Genomic DNA, 23872 nt, shown 5'->3' with positions numbered 1-23872 from the left:
CCAAATTGACCCCCCAGGTCTACTCTGGATCCGTGCCGGAGGACGTGGGGGGCACGCCGTTCCCTGACGGCTGGGAGCCCGACGACGACCACGACCACGGGGTGTCGGACGAAGAGTTCGCCTCCGTGGTCTTCGACGAGGCCTTCGTGCGGGCGGCCGTGGTGCACGAGCCGACCGCCGTCGAACGCCTCCTGGCCGCCGCGCAGGCCCGAGCGGAGGCCTCCGAGGCGGAAGCCCGCCGAGCCCACGCCAGAGGCGAGCGCTACGACGACGGGTACGGCCCCGAGGGCACCGATTTCGGTCATGATCCGGACGACGACGAACTGGACGACGCCTACGTCCTCGGCGACCACCGCGGTGTCTTCGGGCACTACGGCAAGCAGGTCCGCTGGCACCGGCCCGTCGCCTGGGTGCTCGCCCTCGTGATGGGCATAGGCATGGTCGCGCTGGCCTTCGCCGCGGTCTACCGGGGCGCCTCATCCAGCACCCGGGACCGGGTGCCGTCACCCGCCTCGACCGGCCTCGAGCAGGGCGCGGCCTCGCCTCCCTCCGCCTCCGCCGACTCCTCTCCGCCGGCGGTCTCGGCGATCCCGAGATCCCCCTGAACCGCCGCACACACTTCTGGTGAGAACCTGTCAGAAGTTGTCGTGTAGCAGGGCGTTTACCCGGGGCCCGTGAGACCTACTCTGAAAGTATGGGCGGGCCTGGAGACCCACCGGAGGGGACACCCGAGGGCGGCCCCGCAGGTGGAGAGGACGAGTACCGATCCGTCGTGTTCGACGAGTCGTTCGTCCGTGCTGCCCGCCTCCAGGAGTACTCCGCTCAGGAGCGCATGGCCGACCACGCGCCCGCCGTACGCCGCCGCCCGCCCCTGCGCCGGGGACTGACCTTGCAGGTCCTGATCCTCGCCGTGCTGCTCGCCGTCGCCTTCGGCACCGCGATCTACATGGGCGTCCGCCACCCCTACGGCTCCCCGCAGGCCCGGCGCCCCGTCGAGGCCCTGCGGATGACCGTCATCCCGCTCGCGCCCCAGGGCAAGGTGCCCGGCGCCGCCGAGGCCGAGTACCTCTACGCGCACAGCCCCGCCGCCCAGTTCGAGGTCGGCGCCACCGGGATTCCGCTGCCCGCCTCCCGCAGCACCGCGCACTTCTCCGACAGCCAGGTGACGGCCGCCCTGAGCATCGCCAGGAACTACCTCGTCCGCTCCTCCCTCGACCCCGACGTGCTCCGCGGCCGGCAGGTCCGTCCGGCCCGGTCCCTCCTCGACTCCGACCAGCTCGACCAGTTCGACCAGAGCTTCGACCACCCTGCGGCGGACGGCCGTCACGCCCCCACCGGCTGGCTGGTCCGGCTCGACCCGTCCCGCGCGGAACTGGCCGACGACAGGATCCGCGTCCAGGGCACCCTGCAGGCCACCGAGACCGACTCGGCCACCCTTGAGGTCGGCGCCCACACGATCTTCGTCTACGCCCTGCGCCCGGCCGGCGCCGCCGCCGACGCCTCCGTGTCGCTGTTCACCGTCCGCCGCGAGCTGACCTTCCGCTTCGACCGCGACGACCTGCGCCTGGGCGAGCTTCAGCTGGTCGCCTCCTACGCCCAGGCCGGCCCCATGTCCTGCGCGGAGGACACCACCTCCTACCTGCGGCCCCTCCTGGCCGGCCAGACCGCCCGGACAGGCGGCCCGGCGGGCACCAACCCCTTCGCCACGGACAGCGCGACGGCCCTGTGCGGGACGCTGGCCCCCGAGGCCCAGCCGAAGGTGTGAGGGCGGCAGCCCGGGCCGAGGAGGACAGCAGGGCCGGGAGTCAGTCGCCGTCGTGCGGCGCTGTTCCGCTCGGACCGTCCTTCGGGGGAGCGGGGCTCTTGAAGCCGTCGAAACCCCGGCGGACCCGGCCGCCCAGGTCGCCCGCGCCGCCCGCGAGATCCGTGACCAGCTTCATCAGCGGGTCCTTGGAGCTCTTCACGTCGCTGGCGTAGCTCGCGGCGGACTCGCGGAAGGAGTCGCTGACCGAGGTGTCCTTGTCCTCGCTGCGCCGCGCGTAGTGCCCGTCCATGATCCGCTGGTAGTCGCGGGACTCGGCCCACTTCTTCAGCTCGGCCGCCCGGATGGTGGCGAAGGGATGCGAACGCGGCAGCACGTTGAGGATCTTCAGCACGGAGTCGCGCAGGTCGCCCCCGGCCTCGTACTCCTCGGCCTGCTCCAGGAACGCGTCCACGTTCATCTCGTGCAGATGGTTGCCACCGGCGATCTTCATCAGGCCGCGCATGGAGGCCCGCAGATCCTGCCCCACCAGCAGTCCCGCCCGGTCGGCGGACAGCTCCGACTTGCGGAACCACTCCCGCAGCGCCGTCACGAGCGCCATGATCGCGAGGTTGCCCAGCGGGATCCAGGCGACCTTCAGCGCCAGCGTGGTCAGGAACAGCAGAATGGTGCGGTACACCGAGTGCCCGGACAGGGCGTGCCCCACCTCGTGCCCGACGACCGCCCGCATCTCCTCCTCGTCGAGCAGTTCGACCAGCCCCGTGGTGACCACGATGACCGGCTCGTCCAGCCCGATGCACATCGCATTCGGCTGCGGGTCCTGCGTCACGTACATCGGCGGGACCTTCTCCAGGTCCAGGATGTAACAGGCGTCCAGCAGCATGTCGTGCAGATGCGAGAACTGCCGCTCCGAGACCCGCACCGAGTCGGACAGGAACAGCAGCCTGAGGCTCCGCTCCGGCAGCAGCCCGCTGAGCGCCTTGAACACCGTGTCGAAACCGCTCAGCTTGCGCAGCGCCACCAGAGCCGACCGGTCGGCCGGGTGCTCGTAAGCACGCGAGGAGATCCCCGGGAAGCGCCTGCGCTGCCTGCTCGGCACGCGCTCGTGCCCCGTCTGCTCGCGGCCGTCGTCGGACATGTCTTCCCCCATGTGCGTGTGAGTGCCCACTGTGCCCCCGAGGCAGGGGCCAGCCTAGGCGGAGATACCGTGGACGGGCAGTACAGCCGAAGGAGTCCGAGCCATGGAGCACCACCCCCCAGCCGCCTGGCTGACCGAGGCCGCCACGAGCGCCGTCCAGCAGCACGGGGCGGGGAATCTGCTCCGGGTCGTCCTGATCGTGATGATCCTCGGGTGCGTACTGACCGCGTGGCTCCTGCTGCGCGGCTACAAGCGGAAGGACGACTGACGGGCGCCGAAAGTTCCCCGTCGACGGTCCACCGGCGCCGACCGCCCGTCCCAACGGCGGAGTCGGCGTGATCGCCGCCGGGCCGCCCGCTTACGATGAGGCGACGTCCTTATCCCGCCCACACGCGATTGGTCTGCCGAAGATGAGCTTCCACAGCACCGCTGCCCAGTTGGTCACCCTCGCCGCCGAGGGCGAGGAGCGCGGCGGCCACCACAACAGCCTGAACCCGGCCGTCACCGGCGGCGGCGCCCTGATCATCCTGCTGCTCCTGCTGTGGATCACCACCCGCTTCAACCGCGACCGCTGAGCCTGGACCCCGTCCCCGGCCGGGGCCCTCAGGCCGGGCCGGTAGGGTCTGCACGCATGGGACAGCAGGACATGCCTACCGGTCCGGCGAACGCAGCGGCCGCACACGCGGCCGACGGCGCCGTCAACGACGCCGACGCGGCGGCCGGCACGGTGAAGACCCCGGCGTACGGGCCGGGCCACGGCCCCGCCCGTCCGGGCAAGCGCCGTCTCGGCGTCATGGGCGGAACGTTCGACCCGATCCACCACGGGCACCTCGTGGCGGCCAGCGAGGTCGCGGCCCAGTTCCAGCTGGACGAGGTGGTGTTCGTGCCCACCGGCCAGCCGTGGCAGAAGTCCCACCGCAAGGTCTCCCCGGCCGAGGACCGCTACCTGATGACGGTCATCGCGACCGCCGAGAACCCGCAGTTCTCCGTCAGCCGCATCGACATCGACCGCGGCGGCCCCACCTACACCGTGGACACGCTGCGCGACCTGCGGGCCCTCAACCCCGACACCGACCTCTTCTTCATCACCGGCGCCGACGCCCTCGCCCAGCTGCTGACCTGGCGCGACTCCGAGGAGCTGTTCTCGCTCGCGCACTTCATCGGCGTCACCCGGCCCGGGCACCATCTGACCAACCCCGGCCTGCCGGAGGGCGGCGTCTCGCTGGTCGAGGTGCCGGCGCTGGCCATCTCCTCCACGGACTGCCGGGCGAGAGTCGCCAAGGGCGACCCCATCTGGTACATGGTGCCGGACGGAGTCGTGCGCTACATCGACAAGCGCGAGCTGTACCGCGGCGAGTGAGCCGAGAGGGGCACCGGTGAACGACCGATACGACACGGGTGACGCCGGCTACGGCGCCGCCCCGTACGAACTCGTCGGCTACGACGAGCACGGGCAGCCCGTGTACCGGCAGATCCCGGCACAGCAGGCCCCGCAGCAGCCCTACGACCCGTACGCCCAGCAGGGCTACGGCTACGACCCGTACGCCACGGGCGGGCGGCAGCAGCAGGCACCGTCCTACGACGCCTACGACACCGGTCAACAGCCGCCCGCCGCACCCGCCTACGACCCCTACGGCTCCCAGGCCCCGTACGACCCGTACGGCACCGGCACCCACCGTGCCGCCGCCCCGTACGACCCCTACGGGCAGGCCGCCACCGGTGGGCAGCAGCAGCCCCGGGGTGCGGAACAGACCGCGTACATCCCGCAGCAGTCCGGTCCGGCCGAGCGGACACCGGCGCCGGAGGAGCCCGACGAGCGGGATCCCGGGGAACGGGACTACCACACCGGGCAGTTCGCGTTCGTGGAGGACCCGGAGGGTGACTCCGAGGACGTCATCGACTGGCTGAAGTTCACCGAGAACCGCACCGAGCGCCGCGAGGAGGCCCGCCGCCGCGCCCGCAGCCGGATCACCGCCCTCGTCGTCGTCCTCGCGCTGGTCGCCGTCGGCGGCGTCGGCTACCTCTGGTACGCAGGGAAGCTGCCCGGCCTGTCCTCGTCCGGCTCCAAGGCGGGCACGGCGACTCCGGTGAGCGCCCAGAAACGCGATGTGATCGTCGTCCACCTGCACAACACCGGCAAGGGCGGCACCTCCACGGCGCTGCTGGTCGACAACACCACCACCAAGCAGGGCACCACCGTCCTGCTGCCCAACGCCCTCGCGCTGACCGGCGACGACGGCTCCACCACGACCCTCGCCAAGTCGGTCGACGACGACGGGGCCTCCGGCACCCGCGACCAGCTCGACACCGTCCTGGGCACCGACATCCAGGGCAGCTGGCGCCTGGACACCCCCTACCTGCAGAACCTCGTCGACCTGGTCGGCAACATCGAGGTCGACACCAACGCCGACGTACCCGACCCGGACGCCAAGAAGAAGGGCGCCTCGCCCCTGGTCCACCAGGGCAAGGCCCAGACCCTCAGCGGCAGGATGGCCGTCGCCTACGCCACCTACCGCGCCGCCGGCGAGGCCCAGAACGCCCAGCTGGAGCGGTTCGGGCAGGTCATGCAGGGGGTGCTGCGCAAGGTCTCCTCCGATCCGACGGCCGCCACGACGACCGTGCAGACCCTCGCGCAGATCCTCGACCCGCCGCTGACGGACAAGGACCTCGGCGCCTTCCTCGCCAGGCTCGCCGACCTCGCCAAGGGCGGCGACTACAAGACGGCCCTGCTTCCCGTGCAGTCCGACGGCACGCTGAGCGCCAGCACCAGCGACAGCGTGGTGAAGGACATCCTCGGTGGCACCGCCAAGAGTCCCGACGCCGGCTCCGCGGTCCGGGTCTCCGTCCAGAACGCCACCGGTGTGAAGGACGACACCGATAAGGCCCGCGTCATCCTCCTCAACGGCGGCTTCACCTTCCTGGAGGGCGGCACCGCGTCCGGCACCCGGGCCACGTCCAAGGTGCTCTACGCCGATGCCGCCGACAAGGCCAACGCCACCGAGGTCGCCAAGACCCTGGGGCTGCCCGCCGGCTCCGTGACCAAGGGCACCGTCTCCTCCGGCGCCGACGTCTCGGTCGTCCTCGGCGGCGACTACAAGCCCGCCTCCTCCTGACAGCGGCCGGGGGCACCCCATGTGATGCCGTAATCACATGGGGTGCGCCAGGCGGTCCGTGAGACCCTTGATGTCAAGTGACCCCTTGACGGAAAGCCGTGTAGTGACCGCCACCGATCGTTCCCTTGAGCTCATCAACACCGCCGCCCAGGCGGCGGCCGACAAGCTCGCCCACGACGTCATCGCCTACGACGTCAGCGACGTCCTGTCGATCACGGACGCATTCCTGCTGGCCTCGGCGCCGAACGACCGCCAGGTCAGGGCGATCGTCGACGAGATCGAGGAGCGCCTGCTGAAGGAACTCGGCGCCAAGCCGGTACGCCGCGAGGGCGACCGCGAGTCCCGCTGGATCCTGCTCGACTACATCGACATCGTCGTGCACGTCCAGCACAGCGAGGAGCGGGTCTTCTACGCCCTGGAGCGGCTGTGGAAGGACTGCCCCGAGCTGGAGCTGCCCGCCGACGCCAAGGCCACCCGGGGCAAGGCCGAGGAGCACGCCAAGCTGCAGGAAGCCGAGGCCGTCCAAGAGCCGGGCGGGGACTGGTGATGAGCGCCACCGGCGAGGTGAGCGACCGCAGGGGCCGCGGCCGCCGCATCATCCTGTGGCGGCACGGCCAGACCTCGTGGAACGTGGAGCGCCGCTTCCAGGGCACCACGGACGTCGAGCTGACCGAGACCGGTATCGGCCAGGCCCGCCGCGCGGCCCGGCTGCTCGCCTCCCTGGGCCCCGACGCGATCATCTCCTCGGACCTGCAGCGGGCCTCGAACACGGCCGCCGAACTGGCCGGCCTGACCGGCCTGCACATCACCCGTGACGAGGGCCTGCGCGAGACCTACGCGGGCGTCTGGCAGGGGCTGACGCACGAGGAGATCATCGCCCGCCACGGCGAGGAGTACGCGGCCTGGAAGCGCGGCGAGGCGGTCCGCCGCGGCGGCGGCGAACTGGAGACCGAGGTCGCCGACCGGGCGGCCCCCGTCGTGCTGCGGCACGCCGAGAAGCTGCCCGAGGACGGCACCCTCGTGGTGGTCAGCCACGGCGGCACGATCCGCACCACCATCGGCCGTCTCCTCGGCCTGGAACCCTGGCACTGGGAGAGCCTCGGCGGTCTCTCCAACTGCTGCTGGTCCGTGCTCGGTGAGGGCGCCCGCGGCTGGCGCCTGCTGGAGCACAACGCGGGCACCCTCCCGGAGCCCGTCCTCGGCGACGACGACTGAGCCACCCGAGGGCCCGGCGTTCCCGGCCCGGGGACCCGGATTTCGCTTTCCGGCAGGTCGCAGGCTAAAGTTCTTCTTGTTCGCCCCGCCGAGCGGGAAGAACACCAGGGGCTATAGCTCAGTTGGTAGAGCGCCTGCATGGCATGCAGGAGGTCAGGAGTTCAATTCTCCTTAGCTCCACGGATCGACACTCTGTTGAGTTGTCAAAGATCGGTGATGAGGATCCCGTCCCCTCAAGGGGGCGGGATTTTCTGCGTTCCATCAACGAATGATCTCAATAGGCTTCCTTTCGTCCGTCGGCGGCCACAGCCGCTGTCTCCTTTCCCTCAGCAGCGCGACCTTCGTGCGCGCGTCCTCGTCGTCCGGGGTGTAGACCACGATCCGGCACTCGGGCATCCCGTCGACGGACAGGGACTGCGAGGTCATCCGCATCTCGCCCACGCCCCGGTGGCGGAACGTCTTCACCCGCGGCCCCGGCGGCGTCACCGCACCGCTCTCCCACAGCCGCGCGAAACAGGGGCTCGCCGCCGACAGGGCGCGTATGTACTCCTCCCAGGCCGGCTCGCCCACATGTCTGCCGTACGCCGACCGCAGCGTCGCCACCATCACCGGCAGCTCGCGATCCCGGTGCACCACCGGGCATGTCTCCTCCGGCACCGTGAACAGCGTCCACAGCACGTTCGGGACGCCGATCCGGAGGGTCTCCGGCACCACGAACAGGTCGCGGTAGGCCCGGTTGGTGGCCAGGACGTCGTACCGCGAGTTGTAGACCACCGCGAGCAGCGGGTCGAGAGCGTCGATGATGCCCTGCACCTCGGGGCCGACCCGGCGTGCCATGCTCTCCGGGGCCGGGTCGAAGGGCACCTCCGCCAGCCGGTACAGGTGCTCGCGCTCGGGCGGGTCCAGCCGCAGCGTCCGCGCCACCGCGTCCAGCACCTGCGGAGAGGCGTTGATCGGCCTGCCCTGCTCCAGCCACGTGTACCAGGTCACCCCCACGCCCGAGAGCTGGGCGACCTCCTCCCGGCGCAGCCCGGGCGTGCGCCGCCGCAGCCCCGGCGGCATGCCCACGTCGGCCGGTGTCACCCGGGCCCGCCTGCTGCGCAGAAAGGCGGCCAGCTCCGGCCGGCGGCGCTGTGTCGTCGTCCCCATCGTCGTATGCCCCCGTCCCCCGTCGTCCCGTTCCCATCGTCGGCACCCGGCACGGGCGCTGCCAGGTACTGCCAGTACCAGCATCAGCGGGCACTCGGCACCTGTACCGGAGCGTCGTCAGGCTCGACGCCATGACGACGACACCCCGAACCGGGCCGAGTCCCGCGCCCGTTCCGAACCCTGCGATCAGTGAAGCACCCACCACTGACAGTGAAGCCCCCGCCGCCGACAGTGCGTCCCGCTCCCATCGCGAGGCGTTGACCGTCACGCACAGTGAAGCACCCGCCACTGACAACCGGTCCCGGCTGCTGCTCAGGGTCCTGCTCGCCGCCCTGTTCATGGCGGCGCTCGACGTCTTCATCGTGAACGTCGCTGCTCCCACCATCGGTTCCGATCTCCACGCCTCGGGCGCCGACCTGCAGCTGGTGATCGCCGGCTACGCCATCACCTACTCCGTACTGCTGATCACCGGCGCCCGGCTCGGTGACCGGCTCGGCCACGGCCGGGTCCACCTCGCCGGACTCGCCGTGTTCACGGCCGCCTCGCTCGCCTGCGGCCTGGCGCAGGGCTCCACCGAGCTGATCGTGTTCCGGCTGGTGCAGGGCGCCGGTGCGGCGCTGATGATCCCGCAGGTGCTCAGCCTGATCCAGCGCAGCTTCACCGGTGAGGCCCGGGCCCGGGCGCTCGGCGCGTACTCGGCGGTCCTCGCCGTCGGTGCCGGGGCCGGCCAGACCGTCGGTGGTGTGCTGGTCAGCGCCGACCTGCTCGGCGCCGGCTGGCGGCCGGTGTTCCTGGTCAACGTGCCGGTGGGCGCGGTCCTGCTGGTACTGGGCAGGAGGGTCCTGCCGCTGGACCGCACCGCGGAGTCCGAGCGGGCACGCTCGTTGGACCTGCCCGGACTCGTCCTGCTCGGCGCGGCCGTGTCGCTGCTGACCGTGCCGCTGGTGCTCGGGCAGGAAGAGGACTGGCCGCTGTGGTCCTGGCTGTCGCTCGGCGCCGCCGTGCTGCTGTTCGCCGTGTTCGGCGGCTACGAGTCCCGGCTCGCCCGACGCGGCGGTGCCCCGCTGATCGCGCCCCGTGTCCTGCGTCACCCCGGCATGGGGCTGGCCGTGTTCCGCATCCTGGCCGTCCTGTCCGTCAACGGCGGTTTCCTCTTCGCACTGACCCTGCACGCCCAGGGCGGTCTCGGTTACAGCGCCCTGCGGGCCGGCCTGAGCTTCGCGCCGACCGCGGTCGTCTTCGGCGCGGTCAGCGTGACCTGGCGAAGGTGGCCCGCCGCCTGGCAGCGGGTGCTCACCCCGGCCGGGTTCGCGCTCACGGCCGTCTCGGTGGCCGTGGTGGGTCTCGCCTTCCACGGAGGCGGCGACGGGGGAGCGGCGCTCTATGCCGGGTACGCCGGTGTGGGAGTCGGGCTCGCCCTCGCCTTCAGTCCGACGTTCACGGGCGCGCTGGCCACCGTGCGGCCCGAGGACGCGGCGGACGCCAGCGGGCTGCTGGCTACCGTCGTCCAGCTCGGTCAGCTGATCGGCGTGGCGGCATTCGGCACACTGTTCCTGAACCGGCTTGAGTCACTCGGGGTTCTGCGGGCGTATACCTCTGCGGAGGCGTTCTCGGTGAGCGCGTGGGCGCTGGCCGGGACGGCCGCGGCGGGGGCCGTGTCCGGACTGGTACTGAGGCGTCGCTGACCGTATTGGTCCGGCCGTGGCAGAATCAAACGGCCGGAAGGGGGCGCGGCCCGACGGGAGGAGTAGCGATGCCTGCGAGCATCCTTGAGGAGGGCGGCCACCTCCTCGGTGCAGCGTTGATACGGGACACGACCACCCGGCTCAGCTGCCCTTCCTGCGGTTCCGTGCACGTGGCCCAAGTTCTCGGGGACAACGGCGGAATCTCCTACGTGTGCACGGCCTGCGGCCACAGCTGGAGCTGATCGATGGGTGCACACAGGCGAAAGTGCGACTGGTGCGGCAGCGGTACGCCGATCGTCCGTGACATGGAGCCGATCAATCCCGACTACCAGTACTGGTGCGAGGAATGCGCGCGGGCGCTGATCATAAAAGGCGACCCGATCGAGACCTACCGTGAGCTGGAGGGCGAGCCGATCTACGGCCGCCTGCTCGAGGAGCACTGCACGCTCAAGAGGTTCTACTCCTTCGTCACCGCCTGACGCGCTCCTGACCGCGGCCGCGACTTCGGCAACGATGTCCGGGCCAGCACGAGGAACAGTGCGCCGGCCCCCGCGTAGAGAGCCGAGAGCGTGAACTGGACGCACGTCTGGTGCAGTTCGGGCCGTCCACTGCCGTGCGGCACCCACCACGGGACGTACGAGCAGAAGACCAGTCCGGTGCCCACGGCTGCCGCCCGGTGTCCGTGCGTCCATAGCAGCAGCACCACGGGCACGCACCACACCCAGTGATGCGTCCACGACACCGGACTGAGCAGCAGTGCCGTGACCGCGCAGCCGCACACCGCCCAGGCCCGCAGCCCGCGCAGTTCGGCGGCCACCGCCACCGTGAGCCCCAGGGCGGCCACGAGGGCCGCGGAGACCGCCCAGAGCGCTCCGGGGTCGGGTAAGTGCAGCAGGCGCGCCAGAACGCCGCGCAGGGCCTGATTGGCCGTGCCCTCGGGGTGCCCGGCCCGGTCCGGGCGGAACACGATGTCCGTCCAGTACCGCCACGAGTCGTACGGCAGGGCGGCCGCCGCGAGCAGCGTCGCCACGGCGAACGCGGTGGCCGCCCCGCGCGCGTGCCGCAGCCAGGGCCGTCCGTCCCCGCCCCCGAGGTGGGCCACGACACCCGTGGCGAGCAGGAACACCGGGAACAGGCCGGGCGTCAGTTTCACCGCGGCGGCGAGCCCGAGCCCCGCCCCGGCCCAGCGGCCGTACCCGCCGGCGGTACGCCGGGACAGGTCCCACAGCACCAGGGCGGCGAGCAGCAGGTTGACCTGGCCGTAGCGCAGGGTCGTCCACACCGGCTCGCACCAGACGGCCGCCGCCGCGACCCACCAGACGGTCTCCACGCGCGCGTGGCCGACGAGTTTCAGTGACAGCCGCACGAACACCACCAGGAGGGCGAGATTCCCGGCCGTCGCCAGTACCCGCAGGGTCACGGTGTCCGGCAGGGTCAGCGCGGTGAACAGCAGGGCCGCGAACGGCGGGTACGTGGTGGGCAGGTGCGCGGCGGTCGCCCGCAGCGTGTACAGGTCGCCTCCCGCGCGGACGGTGGCCCCCTCGGCCCGGTACACCATCAGGTCGATCATCGACACGTGCGCGGCCCGCTGGGCCAGCCAGAACGCCGCGAACGACGCCAGGCAGGCACCCACGGCCAGCGGCACCCGGCGCCCGGCTTCGGAGAAGGCGTTCAGGGTCACGAAAGCAGACATTAGCCCCCGTACGGGAGCAGAGCGGAAATCGATTTGGTACTGCCCCCCGGGGACCGTGTAATGTTGGCGTCGCCGCCGGGGAAACCGGGCGGAACACAACAAGGGGCTATAGCTCAGTTGGTAGAGCGCCTGCATGGCATGCAGGAGGTCAGGAGTTCAATTCTCCTTAGCTCCACAGAAATCGAAGGCGGACCATCCGAACGGATGGTCCGCCTTCGGCGTGTTCCAGGACACCTTCCGGAGCGCACGACACGACGGCGGGTCACCTTCAGCCGGGTGACCCGCCGTCCGTTCGCTCAGCGTCCGAGAGCGCGGCGGCCGCGGCCCTGGGAGAGGACGGGCAGGTTGCGCGACGGCGCCTGCCCGCGCGTGTCCTCCTCGAGGCGCAGCGCCAGTGCCGGACAGCGGCGCACCGCGCGCAGGGCCTTCGCCTCCGCGTAGCGCGGCACCTGTGCCTGCGCCACGGTCGGGAAGCCGTCCGCGCCCAGTTCGAAGACCTCCGGGAGGATGTCGGCGCACAGCCCGTGGCCCCGGCACAGCGTCCAGTCGACGTAGATCTTCTGGCGGCTGGCGCCGGTCTCCTCGGCTTCTCCACCGCCCGGGATGCCCGCCGGGGCCCTGCCTCCCTCGAAGAGCGGCAGGACGCCCTCCACGGGCCGTCCGCAGCCGTTTCCGAGGACGTGTGCGGCCAGGTCGTCGGTGAACGCCTTGATGGTCGACTCCAGGAACATCGCGGAGCCGTCGGGGTGCGAACACGCCCCGCGCCGCTTCACGTTCTTCGCGACCTGCTTCAGCGCCTCCAGGGCGGCCGGTCCGCCGCCGTTGAGGATGTCCTCCATGCCGCGCGCGGCGGCGGGCAGTCCGAGGTAGCAGGGGCCGCACTGGCCGGCGCTCTCCTCGGCCAGCCACTGGGCCACCCGCAGCGACTCGCCCAGCGGGCAGGTGTCCTGGCTGATCGGCAGGATCGCGCCCGCGCCCAGCGAACCGCCCACCGCGTCGAGGGAGTTGCGGGAGACGATCGCCTCGTTCACGGTGGCCGCGTCGATCCACTTGCCGTGGTAGCCGCCGGTCAGCACACCCTGCGGCACCGGCGGGGCACCGGCCAGCTGCAGGACGTAGCGCAGCGGCACGCCCGTGGGGACCTCGATCACCATCGGGCGGGCGACCGCGCCGGAGACCGTCAGCATGACGGTGCCCGGCTCGTCGTACAGACCGGTGTTGCCGTAGCGCTCGGGACCGATCCGGGCGGCGATCGCCAGCTGCGCGAACGTCTCCGCGTTCGACAGCAGCGTCGGCGCCCCGCCCACACCGCTCTGCGAGGCGCTGATCTTGCGGCCGGGCGGGATCGCCGGGCCGCCGTCCACCGAGCGGACCAGTGACGCGGCGGCGCCGGTGACCATGCGCACGGGGTTGCGCTGCACCCACGCGCGCAGTGCCGATCTACGGCTGTTGCTCAGGCCGCGTTCGGCGAGCGCGGCCTCCATGGAGCGCTGGGTGGACTCCCGGGTGACCCCGATCACGAGCGTGCGGGCACCGAGGGCCTCGGCGCACAGCAGCGCGCCGTCCAATATGAGGTGCGGGGCACGGTTGATCAGCACCGTGTCCTTGCGGCAGGCCGGTTCGTCCTCACTGCCGTTGACGACGACGACCGGCCGTACGCCCCGCTTGATCGCCGACTCGGCGACCGAGCGCAGCTTCTTGTGGAAGGGGAAGCCCGCGCCGCCGCGGCCCTTCAGGTTGATGCGCTCGGCGAGCTGGGCGAGCTGTTCGCCGCCCAGGGGATCGAGCGGCCCGTGCACCTTCAGATGCATGGGCAGATCGAGCCGCTCCACAAGGTCGAAGCCCGACGTGAGCTGCGGAAGGCCGACTACGCGGACTTCGGGTACGTCGGGCAGGGCCTCGTTCACCTATAGCCTCCGGAAGGCGTGTTCCAAGGTTCGCCCGAACCCGGCGTGTCGAACGAGGTGCCGGGGGTTGCTTCAGTGGCGGGACCGCTGTTGAACGTTTCGTTCGAGTTGTACGTGCCGTACCGGGTGTTCGTCTCACCGGTGTCGTACATCTCACTCCCGCCGTACCCGGAGGTGCCCGGATTGCCATAGGGCGGCATGTTGTATCCGGTGTCCTGGAGCGGGTCGTACGCCGACGGCGGTGCCTCGCCGACCGGCGGCGGGGACGGGATCGGCCAGCTGCCCGACGTGCTGGAGGGGCCGTCCACGCGCGGCATCGCCTCCGTGGCCTGCAGGTCCAGCGGCAGGTCCATGCGCGTGGTCCGACCGGCCGTGAACGGCTGCTGGGGGCGGCCCGGAGTGGACACCGCGCGGTAGGCGGCCGCGAAACCGGAGGCGGGCTCGGGGGCGGCGTACGCGGGCGGCGCCGTCGGGTCCGGGAACGACGGCTCGGCGGAGCGCCGGCTCTCGAAGCCCGGCAGTGTGGACGGGGTCTCCGCCCGCCTGGCCCGGCTCGCGTCCAGGTCCTCCAGGCCCTGTCGCTCCTCCGTGCCGATGAGCGCGACGATCCGGTCGGCGACCTTGCGCTTGAACGGGCGCGGCGCGGCCCGCAGCGCGAGCGCCGCCATGATCCCGGCCAGGCAGAGCTCGTACGACACCATGAAGAACGGTTTCGCCGCACGCCCCGCGAACAGACCGTGGATCAGTGCCGCGCACAGGGCCGGGTAGGCCAGCATGTGCATGGCACGCCAGCGCGCCGCCACCGGCGCCGGGGAGGCGAACTGGTTGCGCAGCGCGCCGGTGACCCCCACGAAGATCATGAGCAGTGCGGCCAGCGAGCCGAGGCCGATCAGTCCCGCGCTGCCCGAGACGCCGAGGCTGAAGGGGATCAGCGCGGCGATCAGGACGGTGTGGCCCAGCGCCAGCTTGATCGTGATGTGCACCAGCAGGAAGGCGATCGAGGCCACGGAGAGCACCCGGTGGATGCCCTGGGCGATGATCCGCTGACGGGTGTTGAGGATGAGCCGGTCCTGGGTGACCAGGCCCCAGATCACCGAGCTGGTGAGGCTGACGAGCGACAGGACGCCCGCACCGAAGTTGAGGAAGTCCTGGAGCCAGCCGCCTCCGTACACCACCACCACGGGTATGAGCAGCAGGACGACAGCCGTCGCCACCCCATAGGCCGACCGGCCCGGTGTGGGGAGTGAGCTGTTACTACGACGAGGGTTCATGGGGGCAACTCCGAGCAGTTTCGGGAAAGCGGTCCCGCTGCCGAACTCTAAGTGGCGCCATACCGATCAGTACGAGGTTTGAGTTATTGCGTTGTTATCAAAGGACAATGCGACTGAGTCGATGTCCCTTAGTGGCTGTTACGCGAAGTAATCCTTGACCTTCGTTCAGTTCTGGTCGGGTTCGTGGCATGTCCACAAGGCATACGGAAGCGCGTCGCGGCTTGCTCAAGGCCTGCGGTACCCTATCGCCATGCGTGCCGTACGCCTTCTGCTTAGCGGGCCGCGCTGATCAGTACCGACCACCGGTCGAACCGTGTGGTCGGCATCGGCGCGGCGTCCCCTCCTGTGCGAGGGGTTTTTTCATTTCCGCAGGCAGAGACGATCGATGGAGCTTTGAGGATCATGAGCGAGACGAACCCCGCTGCCACCGCTGCGGCGTCGGCGGAGGCCGCGCCGCACCGCTACACGGCGTCTCTGGCCGCCGAGATCGAGGCACGCTGGCAGGACTTCTGGGACGCCGACGGCACGTATGCGGCCCCCAACCCCAAGGGTGACCTGGCCGGCGACGCCGCGCTGGCCGCGAAGCCCAAGAAGTTCATCATGGACATGTTCCCGTACCCCTCGGGTGCGGGCCTGCACGTCGGCCACCCCCTGGGTTACATCGCCACCGACGTCTACGCCCGGTTCCAGCGCATGACCGGCCACAACGTCCTGCACACCCTGGGCTTCGACGCCTTCGGCCTGCCGGCCGAGCAGTACGCCGTGCAGACGGGCACCCACCCGCGCGTGTCCACCGAGGCCAACATCGAGAACATGAAGGCCCAGCTGCGCCGGCTGGGCCTGGGCCACGACAAGCGCCGGTCGTTCGCCACGATCGACCCGGACTACTACAAGTGGACCCAGTGGATCTTCCTGCAGATCTTCGACTCCTGGTACGACGAGGAGGCGCAGAAGGCCCGCCCGATCTCCGAGCTGATCGACGGGTTCGCATCCGGTGAGCGCGCGATTCCGGGCACCACGCGCGCGTGGAGCGAGCTGAGCGAGACCGAGCGCGCCGAGGTCCTGGGCGAGTACCGCCTGGCCTACGCCTCCGACGCGCCGGTCAACTGGTGCCCGGGTCTGGGCACCGTGCTGGCCAACGAGGAGGTCACCGCCGACGGCCGGTCCGAGCGCGGCAACTACCCGGTCTTCAAGGCCAAGCTGCGCCAGTGGAACATGCGCATCACCGCCTACGCCGACCGGCTGCTGGAGGACCTGGAGGAGCTGGACTGGCCGGAGGCCATCAAGCTGCAGCAGCGCAACTGGATCGGCCGCAGCGAGGGCGCCCGCGTCGACTTCCCGATCGACGGCGAGCGCATCACGGTCTTCACCACCCGCCCGGACACCCTGTTCGGCGCCACCTACATGGTGCTGGCGCCCGAGCACCCGCTGGTCGAGAAGTTCACCCCCGAAGCATGGCCCGAGGGCACGCACGGGGTGTGGACCGGCGGCCACGCGACCCCGGCCGAGGCCGTCGCCGCCTACCGTGCGCAGGCCGCCTCCAAGTCGGACGTGGAGCGGCAGGCCGAGGCCAAGGACAAGACCGGCGTCTTCATCGGCGCGTACGCAACCAACCCGGTCAACGGCGAGCAGGTCCCGGTCTTCATCGCCGACTACGTCCTGATGGGCTACGGCACCGGCGCGATCATGGCCGTCCCGGCGGGCGACCAGCGCGACTTCGAGTTCGCGCGCGCCTTCGAGCTGCCGATCCACTGCATCGTCGAGCCGACCGACGGCCGCGGCACGGACACCTCGACGTGGGAGAACGCCTTCGGGTCGTACGACGCGAAGATCATCAACTCCTCCAACGACGAGATCTCCCTGGACGGCCTGGGCGTAGCCGAGGCCAAGGCCCGCATCACCGAATGGCTGGCGGACAAGGGCATCGGCGAGGGCACCGTCAACTTCCGCCTGCGCGACTGGCTGTTCAGCCGCCAGCGCTACTGGGGTGAGCCCTTCCCGATCGTCTACGACGAGGAAGGTGTCGCCCACGCGCTGCCCGAGTCGATGCTGCCGCTGGAGCTGCCGGAGGTCGAGGACTACTCGCCGCGCACCTTCGACCCGGACGACGCGGACACCCAGCCCGAGACGCCGCTGTCGCGCAACGAGGAGTGGGTCGACGTCACCCTGGACCTGGGAGACGGGCCGAAGAAGTACCGGCGCGAGACCAACACCATGCCCAACTGGGCCGGTTCCTGCTGGTACGAGTTCCGCTACCTGGACCCGCACAACGAGCGCAAGCTGGTCGACCCGGAGATCGAGCAGTACTGGATGGGCCCGCGCGAGGGTCTGCCGCACGGTGGCGTCGACCTGTACGTCGGCGGCGCCGAGCACGCCGTGCTGCACCTGCTGTACGCGCGTTTCTGGTCCAAGGTCCTGTACGACCTGGGGCACGTCTCCTCCGCCGAGCCGTTCCACAAGCTGTTCAACCAGGGCATGATCCAGGCCTACGTCTACCGCGACAGCCGTGGCATCGCGGTGCCCGCCGCCGAGGTCGAGGAGCTGGACGGCGAGTACTACTACCAGGGCGAGAAGGTCAGCCGCCTGCTGGGCAAGATGGGCAAGTCCCTGAAGAACGCGGTGACGCCGGACGAGATCGCCGCCGAGTACGGCGCCGACACCCTGCGCCTGTACGAGATGGCCATGGGCCCGCTGGACGTCTCCCGTCCCTGGGACACGCGCGCGGTGGTCGGCCAGTTCCGGCTGCTGCAGCGGCTGTGGCGCAACGTCGTCGACGAGAACACCGGCGAGGTCACCGTCACCGACGCCGAGCCCGACGAGGAGACGCTGCGTGCCCTGCACAAGGCGATCGACGGCGTGCGCCAGGACCTGGAGGGCCTGCGCTTCAACACCGCCATCGCCAAGGTCACCGAGCTGAACAACCACCTGACCAAGGCGGGTGGCGCGGTGCCGCGTCCGGTCGCCGAGCCGCTGGTCCTGATGGTCGCCCCGCTGGCCCCGCACGTCGCCGAGGAGCTGTGGCGCAAGCTGGGCCACACCGACTCGGTCGTCCACCAGGACTTCCCGGTCGCCGACCCGCAGTACGTGGTGGACGAGTCCGTGACCTGCGTCGTCCAGATCAAGGGCAAGGTCAAGGCCCGACTGGAGGTGCCGCCGGCCATCTCCGAGGAGGAGCTGGAGAAGGTGGCGCTGGCCGACGAGGCGGTCGTCCGGGCGCTGGGCGGTGCCGGCATCCGCAAGGTGATCGTGCGGGCGCCGAAGCTGGTGAACATCGTTCCGGCGTGACGGATCCCGTGTGACCGCGTGACAGTACGCCGGGTGCATCCGGTGTCGGGGTAGTCCCCTACGGGCAGGTTCGGGGTTTTTCTGGAACTCCGGGCCTGCCCAAAGCGTTTACCGTGGAGAGCGCGGCGGCTCGCACCGCACCCGCCGGAGGAGGAGCGTCATGGAAACAGTGATCACCGTGTTCGCCCTGCTCTTCCTGGTCTTCATCGGCCTCGGCGCGTACGCCACGGTCAAGGCGGTCGGCGTCGCCAGGCGCGGTGTGGACCGCACGATCGCGCAGGCCAGGCGCACGGTCGAGGACCACACCCTGCGCGCCAGGTCCTTCGCCCAGCCCGGGCCGGCCGGTGAGATCGCCCAGCTGCGGCTCACACTGCGCACCTCGATGCGCGCCACCCAGGACGCGCTGCACGCGGGCGTGTCCGAGGACGAGTCGCTGAAGGAGTCCCTCGGCCTCTTCGAGCGCCTCAGCGCGCACGGGCTCGAGCTGGACGCCGACCTCAAGCGCCTGGAGTCCGAGCCCGACCGGGCCACGCTCGCCGCGCGGCTGCCCGAGCTGCGCCGCCGCACCGAGCGCATCACCCAGTCCGCCGACTCCCTGCGCTGGGCCGCCCGCGACCGGGCCTGCCGCTTCTCCGACGACGACCTGGACGCGTTGAGCGCCCAGATCGACGTCGAGGCAGGCGCCCTTCGGCACTGGACGAAGGCGGAACCCACACCGGCGCCCCCGCCGTGGCCCACCGCCCCGGCCGCCGCCGAGGGGTCGGCTGCGCAGCAGCAGACCTGGCCGGAGACACCTGTGTCCCGCACCGCCGAGGAGCGGCCGGCCCCCGCGATCAACCCGCCGACGCAGCGCCCTGCCTACCCCTGGCAGAAGAAGCCGCGGCCCGAAAGCACCACATGACCGGGCCGCTCCCGGTCCGGCGGACAGGGGCCGGGCTGCCGTGCCCGCACTACGGCAGGTAACCTCCAGCTCATGTCCCGCCATGTCGCGATCGTCACCGATTCAACGGCCTACCTGCCGCCGCGGACGATGGAGCGCCACGGCATCACAGCGGTGCCCCTGACCGTGGTCCTCGGCGACCGGGCACTCGAAGAGGGCACCGAGATCTCGACCCGTTCCCTCGCCCAGGCACTGCAGAAGCGGCGCCCGGTCACCACCTCCCGCCCCAGCCCCCAGGTGTTCGCGGAGACCTATCGCCGGGTCGCCGAGTCCGGGGCGAGCGGCATCGTCTCCCTGCACCTGTCCGCCGAGCTGTCCGGCACCCACGACGCGGCGGTCCTGGCGGCGCGTGAGGCACCGGTGCCCGTACGGGTGGTGGACACCGGGATGGTCGCGATGGCCCTGGGCTTCTGCGCGCTCGCCGCGGCCGAGGCGGCGGAGGCGGGCGGCACGGTGGACGAGGCGGTGACGGCCGCCGAGAAGCGGGCCGCGGGCACCTCCGCCTACTTCTACGTCGACACGCTCGACTATCTGCGCCGCGGCGGCCGGATCGGCGCCGCGCAGGCCCTGCTCGGATCCGCGCTGGCCGTCAAGCCGCTGCTCCAGCTGGACGGTGGGCGCATCGAGCTCCTCGAAAAGGTCCGTACGGCGTCCAGGGCGATCGCCCGCCTCGAGGAGATCGTCGCCGACCGGGCGGGCAGTGCCCAGGTCGACATCGCCGTCCACCACCTCGCCGCTCCCGACCGGGCCTCCGCGCTCGCCGACCGGCTGCGGGAGCGGGTATCCGGACTTGCCGACCTGCATGTCAGCGAGGTCGGAGCGGTGATCGGCGCACACACCGGGCCCGGGCTGCTGGGCGTGGTCGTCTCACCACGCTGACACTCCGCTTCCCGGGCCCGCCGTCACTCGTCCGAGTGGCGGAGTTTTCCACAACTGTGCGGGTATCCCCGGGAATTGACCAAGATCATCGCGAATTGGCGAGATGCCCCATCCTCGTCGCATGGCACTTCGATCACGTTCACGCACAGCCACCCCGACCAGCGGACCGGGTCGCGGTCCCGCCTCCGACGGCCGTATCCGCCGCCCCACCGGCCGCCGCCGCGCCCGCCACCGCGTGCCCGCACCGGCGGAGGAACTGCGCCGGCGTGCGGAACTTCTCTTCGGTGAACGGGCCGTGGAATGGAGGGAGTCGGGCAACGCCCCACCGAACGGGCAGCCGCCCGCGAGCACGACGACGGTGACGGGTGCGGCGCCCGGCCTGAGCACGGCAACGGCCATGGGACCGGCGCCGAGGCGGAGCGCGGCCGACGTCAAGGGGCTGACACCGAGGCGGAGTACGGCTGTCACGGCGCCGCACGGACCGGGCGCGGCACGCACACCGTCCGCCGAGCCCGGATCCGTGCGGGCTCCCGAGGTGCAACAGGTCGGTCCCGAGGGCCGTTCGGAGACGGTGGAACCCCTCGTGCCGAGCCTGTGGGAACGGGCCGGACTCGCTCTGCGGGAGCGGTTGCCCGTCTGGGTACAGGTGCGGTGCGGGGTGGAGCGGCGGGGAGTGGTCGCGCTCGCCGTGGTGCTCGTGGCAGCAGCCGTGTTCGCGGTCCAGCACTTCTGGACCGGCCGGACGCAGACCGTGAGGGCTCCTCAAGTGGTGCGGGCCGAAGCGCCGTTCACCGGGAAGGACGAGGAGGCGAAGTCCGGTCGTGCCGTGAGCGCCTCCCCCACGCCGGGCGGGGAGATCGTCGTGGACGTCGGCGGCAAGGTCCGCAGGCCCGGCGTCCGCCGGCTGCCGGCCGGCTCGCGGGTGGCCGACGCGCTGCGGGCCGCGGGCGGGGTGCGGCCGGGCGTGCGCACCGACGGCCTCAACCGGGCCCGCTTCCTGGTGGACGGCGAGCAGGTCCTGGTCGGCGCCTCCGCACCGGCGGCGCCGGTACCGGCCGGGCCCGGCAACGGCGCGGGTCCCGGACCGGCGGGCGAGGGTCCCGTGGCCCCGGTCTCCCTCAACACGGCAACGGCCGATCAGCTCGACACTCTGCCGGGGGTCGGCCCCGTGTTGGCCCAGCACATCATCGACTACCGAACCCGGCACGGCGGCTTCCGGTCGGTGGAGGAGCTGCGCCAGGTCAACGGCATCGGCGCCCGCCGCTTCGCCGACCTGCGGTCCATGGTGCGGCCATGAGCGGCTCCTCCGGCGACCGGCCGCCGGCCCCGACCGATCTGCGCCTGGTTCCTCCCGCACTCGCCGCCTGGGCGACGGCTGCCCTGGTCCTCGACGCTCCACCGGGCTGGAGCACCGGCATCGCGGTCGCCTGCCTGATCGGCGGAGCGGTCCTGCTGGCGGCCCGGCGGTGGAAGAGGCCGGCCCGCTCGCCCGCCCGGTTCGCATGGGCCCGGGCCCCGGTCGCCGCCGTGCTCCTCTGCGTGGCCGCGTCCGCGGCCTCCGCCGGATTGCACGGGGCGGATGTGCGGCGCGGTCCGGTACCGGAGCTGGCGCGACGGTTCGCGAACGTGACCGCCGAGGTCGAGCTGAGCGGCGATCCGTGGCTGAGCCGGCCGCGGGTGCGGGGCGATCACGCGGCGCCCGTGGCGGTCCTGGCCAGGGCGGAGGTGCGCCGTGTCGAGGAGAGGGGCGGCGCGGATGTGAGGACGCGAACTCCCGTGCTGATGGTTGTCGACGGACACGTTCCGGCGCCACGGGCGCCCCCTGCCGGCGACGCGCCCACCACGTCGGCCACGCACGGCGCGCGTGCGGTCTGGCTCGGGCTGCTGCCGTCCACCCGGCTGCGGGTCGACGCCCGGCTGGCGCCCGCCCTGTCCGGCGGCGACCGTACCGCGGCCGTGCTGCGGGTGCGGAGCGAGCCCGTGCCGGAGGTCGTCGCGGGGCCGAGCGGGCCGCAACGGCTGGCGGGCCGGCTCAGGGCCGGGCTGCGGCAGGCGACCGAGGATCTGCCCGCGGACGCCCGGGCCCTGCTTCCCGGGCTGGTCGTCGGCGACACCTCGCGGATCACGCCCGAACTGGACGACGCGTTCAAGGAGACCGACCTGGCGCACACGCTCGCCGTCTCGGGCAGCAATCTCACGATCCTGCTCGCCCTGCTCATCGGACCGCCCGGCCTGGCCCAGCGCGCCGAGCGCCGCGGACTCGCCCCGCGCCTGGGGCTCTCGCTGCGCGCCACCGCGTTGCTGGCGGGCGCCCTCACGCTCGGCTTCGTGATCGTGTGCCGGCCCGACCCCAGCGTGCTGCGGGCCGCGGCCTGCGGCACGGTCGCCCTGCTCGCCCTGGCGACCGGGCGCCGCAGATCCCTCGTGCCGGCGCTGGCCACGGCCGTACTCCTGCTGGTGCTGTACGACCCCTGGCTGGCCCGCAGTTACGGCTTCCTGCTCTCTGTGCTGGCCACCGGTGCGCTGCTCCTCCTGGCGCCGGGCTGGAGCGAGTCCCTGCGGCGGCGCCGGGTGCCCGCGAGGCTCGCCGAGGCGCTGGCCGCGGCCGCGGCGGCGCAGGCCGTGTGCGCGCCGGTCGTGGCGGTGCTGTCGGCGCGGGTGAGCCTGGTGGCGGTGCCCTGCAACCTGCTGGCGGAGGTGGCGGTCGCTCCGGCCACGGTGCTGGGGTTCGCGGCGCTCGCCACGGCGCCGGTGGCGATGCCGGTGGCCAAGGTGCTCGCCTGGTGCGCAGGTTGGCCCGCCGGATGGATCGCTGGCGTCGCCCGGACCGGGGCCGCGCTGCCCGGCGGGGGAGTGGACTGGCCGGGGAGCTGGTGCGGGGCGCTGCTACTCGCGGCGGTCACCGGGGGCGTCGTCCTGGCCGGACGGCGGCTGCTGCGTCACCCCTGGTGGTGCGCGGTGGCCGGCGTGCTGCTTCTGCTGGTGATGGTGCGGCCGGCGCCGTTGACCCGGGTGGTCACGGGCTGGCCGCCGCCGGGCTGGCGGTACGCGATGTGCGACGTCGGGCAGGGCGACGCGACCGTGCTGGCGGCCGGTGAGGGAGCCGGGGTGGTCGTGGACGCCGGACCCGATCCCGCGCCGGTCGACCGCTGTCTGCGGGAGCTGGGCATCACCCGCATCCCCCTGGTCGTCCTGACCCACTTCCACGCCGACCACGTCGCGGGGCTGCCCGGCGTCCTGCGAGGCCGCTCGGTGGCCGCCATCGAGACCACGGACTTCGACGAACCGGCGGACCAGGCCGAGTTCGTGAGAAAGGAGGCTGCCGAACGGCACATCCCGATCACCCGGGCCGTGGCCGGGGAGGAGCGGCGCGCCGGGCCGCTGGCCTGGCGGGTGCTGTGGCCACCCGCCGCCGGGGCACCGGCCCCGGGGCAGGTCCCGCTGCCGGAGCCGGACGGACCGAACGACGCCAGTGTCGCCCTGCTGGTCCGCACCGGCGGACTGCGGCTGCTGCTGCTCGGGGACCTCGAACCCCCGTCTCAGCAGGCCCTGCTGCACTCCCCGGCCGCGGCCGAGGTGGCGGGAGTGGACGTACTGAAGGTGGCTCACCACGGTTCCGCCTACCAGGATCCGGACCTGATACGGCTGGCGGCCCCGCGGGTGGCGCTCATCTCCTGCGGCGCCGGCAACCCCTACGGCCATCCGGCACCGGCGACCGTGGCCGCGCTGCGAGCGGGTGGAGCGATGGTGCTGCGCACGGACCGGGACGGGGCGCTCGCGGTCGGCGGGGGCGGCGGGACGAACCGGGAGGTGCGGGTGACGAGAGACTGAGACG

21 protein-coding genes and 2 tRNA genes are annotated in these 23872 nt (G+C 71.9%); 18 read left to right on the top strand and 5 right to left on the bottom strand.

What is annotated here, in order from left to right:
* The first annotated feature begins 32 nt into the window (after positions 1–32).
* Together AC07CM_RS04470 and AC07CM_RS04465 are read left to right on the top strand one after the other, a co-directional pair.
* Positions 33–605: an SCO2584 family spore wall biosynthesis protein gene (locus AC07CM_RS04470; RefSeq protein WP_478874828.1), complete on the top strand. Its 573-nt coding sequence runs from the start codon at positions 33–35 to the stop codon at positions 603–605.
* Positions 606–694: 89 nt separating this feature from the next.
* Positions 695–1765, top strand: a complete 1071-nt coding sequence (locus AC07CM_RS04465) for an SCO2583 family membrane protein (RefSeq protein WP_478874827.1) — start codon at positions 695–697, stop codon at positions 1763–1765.
* 40 nt (positions 1766–1805) lie between these two features.
* Here AC07CM_RS04465 and AC07CM_RS04460 read toward each other — a convergent pair whose 3' ends face one another.
* Entirely contained in the window at positions 1806–2900 is a 1095-nt protein-coding gene (locus AC07CM_RS04460) for a M48 family metallopeptidase (RefSeq protein ID WP_478874826.1), read from the bottom strand.
* 103 nt (positions 2901–3003) lie between these two features.
* On the opposite strand from AC07CM_RS04460, the gene AC07CM_RS04455 reads away from it, so the two are divergent.
* The 7 genes from AC07CM_RS04455 to AC07CM_RS04425 all read left to right on the top strand — a co-directional run bounded on the left by AC07CM_RS04455 (position 3004) and on the right by AC07CM_RS04425 (position 7408).
* Positions 3004–3168: a hypothetical protein gene (locus AC07CM_RS04455; protein ID WP_478874825.1), complete on the top strand. Its 165-nt coding sequence runs from the start codon at positions 3004–3006 to the stop codon at positions 3166–3168.
* 142 nt (positions 3169–3310) lie between these two features.
* Positions 3311–3475 carry a hypothetical protein gene (locus AC07CM_RS04450; protein WP_478874824.1) on the top strand — a complete coding sequence of 55 codons (165 nt, stop codon included), beginning with the start codon at positions 3311–3313 and terminating at the stop codon, positions 3473–3475.
* Between the two features lie 56 nt (positions 3476–3531).
* The gene (gene nadD / locus AC07CM_RS04445) at positions 3532–4260 is read left to right on the top strand and encodes a nicotinate-nucleotide adenylyltransferase (protein WP_478874823.1); all 729 of its coding nucleotides are present in this window, start codon (positions 3532–3534) and stop codon (positions 4258–4260) included.
* A 16-nt stretch (positions 4261–4276) separates the two neighbouring features.
* Complete coding sequence (locus AC07CM_RS04440; RefSeq protein ID WP_478874822.1) at positions 4277–6013, top strand: LCP family protein; 1737 nt, start codon at positions 4277–4279, stop codon at positions 6011–6013.
* A 103-nt stretch (positions 6014–6116) separates the two neighbouring features.
* Positions 6117–6560 (top strand): ribosome silencing factor, encoded by a 444-nt coding sequence (rsfS, locus tag AC07CM_RS04435; protein ID WP_478874821.1) that lies wholly within the window; start codon positions 6117–6119, stop codon positions 6558–6560.
* Entirely contained in the window at positions 6560–7228 is a 669-nt protein-coding gene (locus AC07CM_RS04430; protein WP_478874820.1) for a histidine phosphatase family protein, read from the top strand. The genes rsfS and AC07CM_RS04430 overlap by 1 nt, the downstream gene beginning before the upstream one ends.
* A gap of 107 nt (positions 7229–7335) precedes the next feature.
* A tRNA-Ala gene (locus AC07CM_RS04425) sits at positions 7336–7408 on the top strand.
* Positions 7409–7489: 81 nt separating this feature from the next.
* Here the strand turns inward: AC07CM_RS04425 and AC07CM_RS04420 are convergent.
* Entirely contained in the window at positions 7490–8377 is an 888-nt protein-coding gene (locus AC07CM_RS04420) for a helix-turn-helix transcriptional regulator (RefSeq protein WP_478874819.1), read from the bottom strand.
* A 320-nt stretch (positions 8378–8697) separates the two neighbouring features.
* On the opposite strand from AC07CM_RS04420, the gene AC07CM_RS04415 reads away from it, so the two are divergent.
* The 3 genes from AC07CM_RS04415 (at position 8698) to AC07CM_RS04405 (ending at position 10541) form a co-directional block, all read left to right on the top strand.
* Complete coding sequence (locus tag AC07CM_RS04415) at positions 8698–10062, top strand: MFS transporter (protein ID WP_478874901.1); 1365 nt, start codon at positions 8698–8700, stop codon at positions 10060–10062.
* 68 nt (positions 10063–10130) lie between these two features.
* Positions 10131–10304, top strand: coding sequence for a hypothetical protein (locus AC07CM_RS04410; protein ID WP_478874818.1), 174 nt, complete (start codon positions 10131–10133; stop codon positions 10302–10304).
* Between the two features lie 3 nt (positions 10305–10307).
* Positions 10308–10541, top strand: a complete 234-nt coding sequence (locus AC07CM_RS04405) for a hypothetical protein (protein WP_006136074.1) — start codon at positions 10308–10310, stop codon at positions 10539–10541.
* Here AC07CM_RS04405 and AC07CM_RS04400 read toward each other — a convergent pair.
* Positions 10520–11743: a glycosyltransferase 87 family protein gene (locus AC07CM_RS04400; RefSeq protein WP_478874817.1), complete on the bottom strand. Its 1224-nt coding sequence runs from the start codon at positions 11741–11743 to the stop codon at positions 10520–10522. The genes AC07CM_RS04405 and AC07CM_RS04400 overlap by 22 nt on opposite strands.
* Positions 11744–11857: 114 nt before the next feature.
* Between AC07CM_RS04400 and AC07CM_RS04395 the strand changes: the two genes are divergently transcribed.
* Positions 11858–11930: transfer RNA gene (locus AC07CM_RS04395), tRNA-Ala, on the top strand.
* A gap of 121 nt (positions 11931–12051) precedes the next feature.
* Here AC07CM_RS04395 and AC07CM_RS04390 read toward each other — a convergent pair.
* Together AC07CM_RS04390 and AC07CM_RS04385 are read right to left on the bottom strand one after the other, a co-directional pair.
* The gene (locus AC07CM_RS04390; protein WP_478874816.1) at positions 12052–13662 is read right to left on the bottom strand and encodes an NADH-ubiquinone oxidoreductase-F iron-sulfur binding region domain-containing protein; all 1611 of its coding nucleotides are present in this window, start codon (positions 13660–13662) and stop codon (positions 12052–12054) included.
* The gene (locus AC07CM_RS04385) at positions 13659–14933 is read right to left on the bottom strand and encodes a cytochrome b/b6 domain-containing protein (protein ID WP_478874815.1); all 1275 of its coding nucleotides are present in this window, start codon (positions 14931–14933) and stop codon (positions 13659–13661) included. Before AC07CM_RS04385 ends, AC07CM_RS04390 begins: the two co-directional genes overlap by 4 nt.
* 402 nt (positions 14934–15335) lie before the next feature.
* Here AC07CM_RS04385 and leuS point away from each other — a divergent pair, with 402 nt between their 5' ends.
* The 5 genes from leuS to AC07CM_RS04360 all read left to right on the top strand — a co-directional run bounded on the left by leuS (position 15336) and on the right by AC07CM_RS04360 (position 23868).
* A complete protein-coding gene (gene leuS, locus AC07CM_RS04380) occupies positions 15336–18218 on the top strand; it encodes a leucine--tRNA ligase (protein ID WP_478874814.1) in 2883 nt (960 codons plus the stop codon).
* A 160-nt stretch (positions 18219–18378) separates the two neighbouring features.
* Entirely contained in the window at positions 18379–19119 is a 741-nt protein-coding gene (locus AC07CM_RS04375) for a hypothetical protein (RefSeq protein ID WP_478874813.1), read from the top strand.
* Between the two features lie 72 nt (positions 19120–19191).
* Entirely contained in the window at positions 19192–20037 is an 846-nt protein-coding gene (locus AC07CM_RS04370) for a DegV family protein (protein ID WP_478874812.1), read from the top strand.
* 121 nt (positions 20038–20158) lie between these two features.
* Positions 20159–21334 carry a ComEA family DNA-binding protein gene (locus AC07CM_RS04365; protein ID WP_478874811.1) on the top strand — a complete coding sequence of 392 codons (1176 nt, stop codon included), beginning with the start codon at positions 20159–20161 and terminating at the stop codon, positions 21332–21334.
* Positions 21331–23868 carry a ComEC/Rec2 family competence protein gene (locus AC07CM_RS04360; protein WP_478874810.1) on the top strand — a complete coding sequence of 846 codons (2538 nt, stop codon included), beginning with the start codon at positions 21331–21333 and terminating at the stop codon, positions 23866–23868. The genes AC07CM_RS04365 and AC07CM_RS04360 overlap by 4 nt, the downstream gene beginning before the upstream one ends.
* Positions 23869–23872: the final 4 nt, after the last annotated feature.

Source organism: Streptomyces sp. NPDC044061 (genome assembly GCF_056434305.1).
Note: the sequence above shows the minus strand (reverse complement) of the source record. Positions and strands in the feature narration are given on the sequence as shown.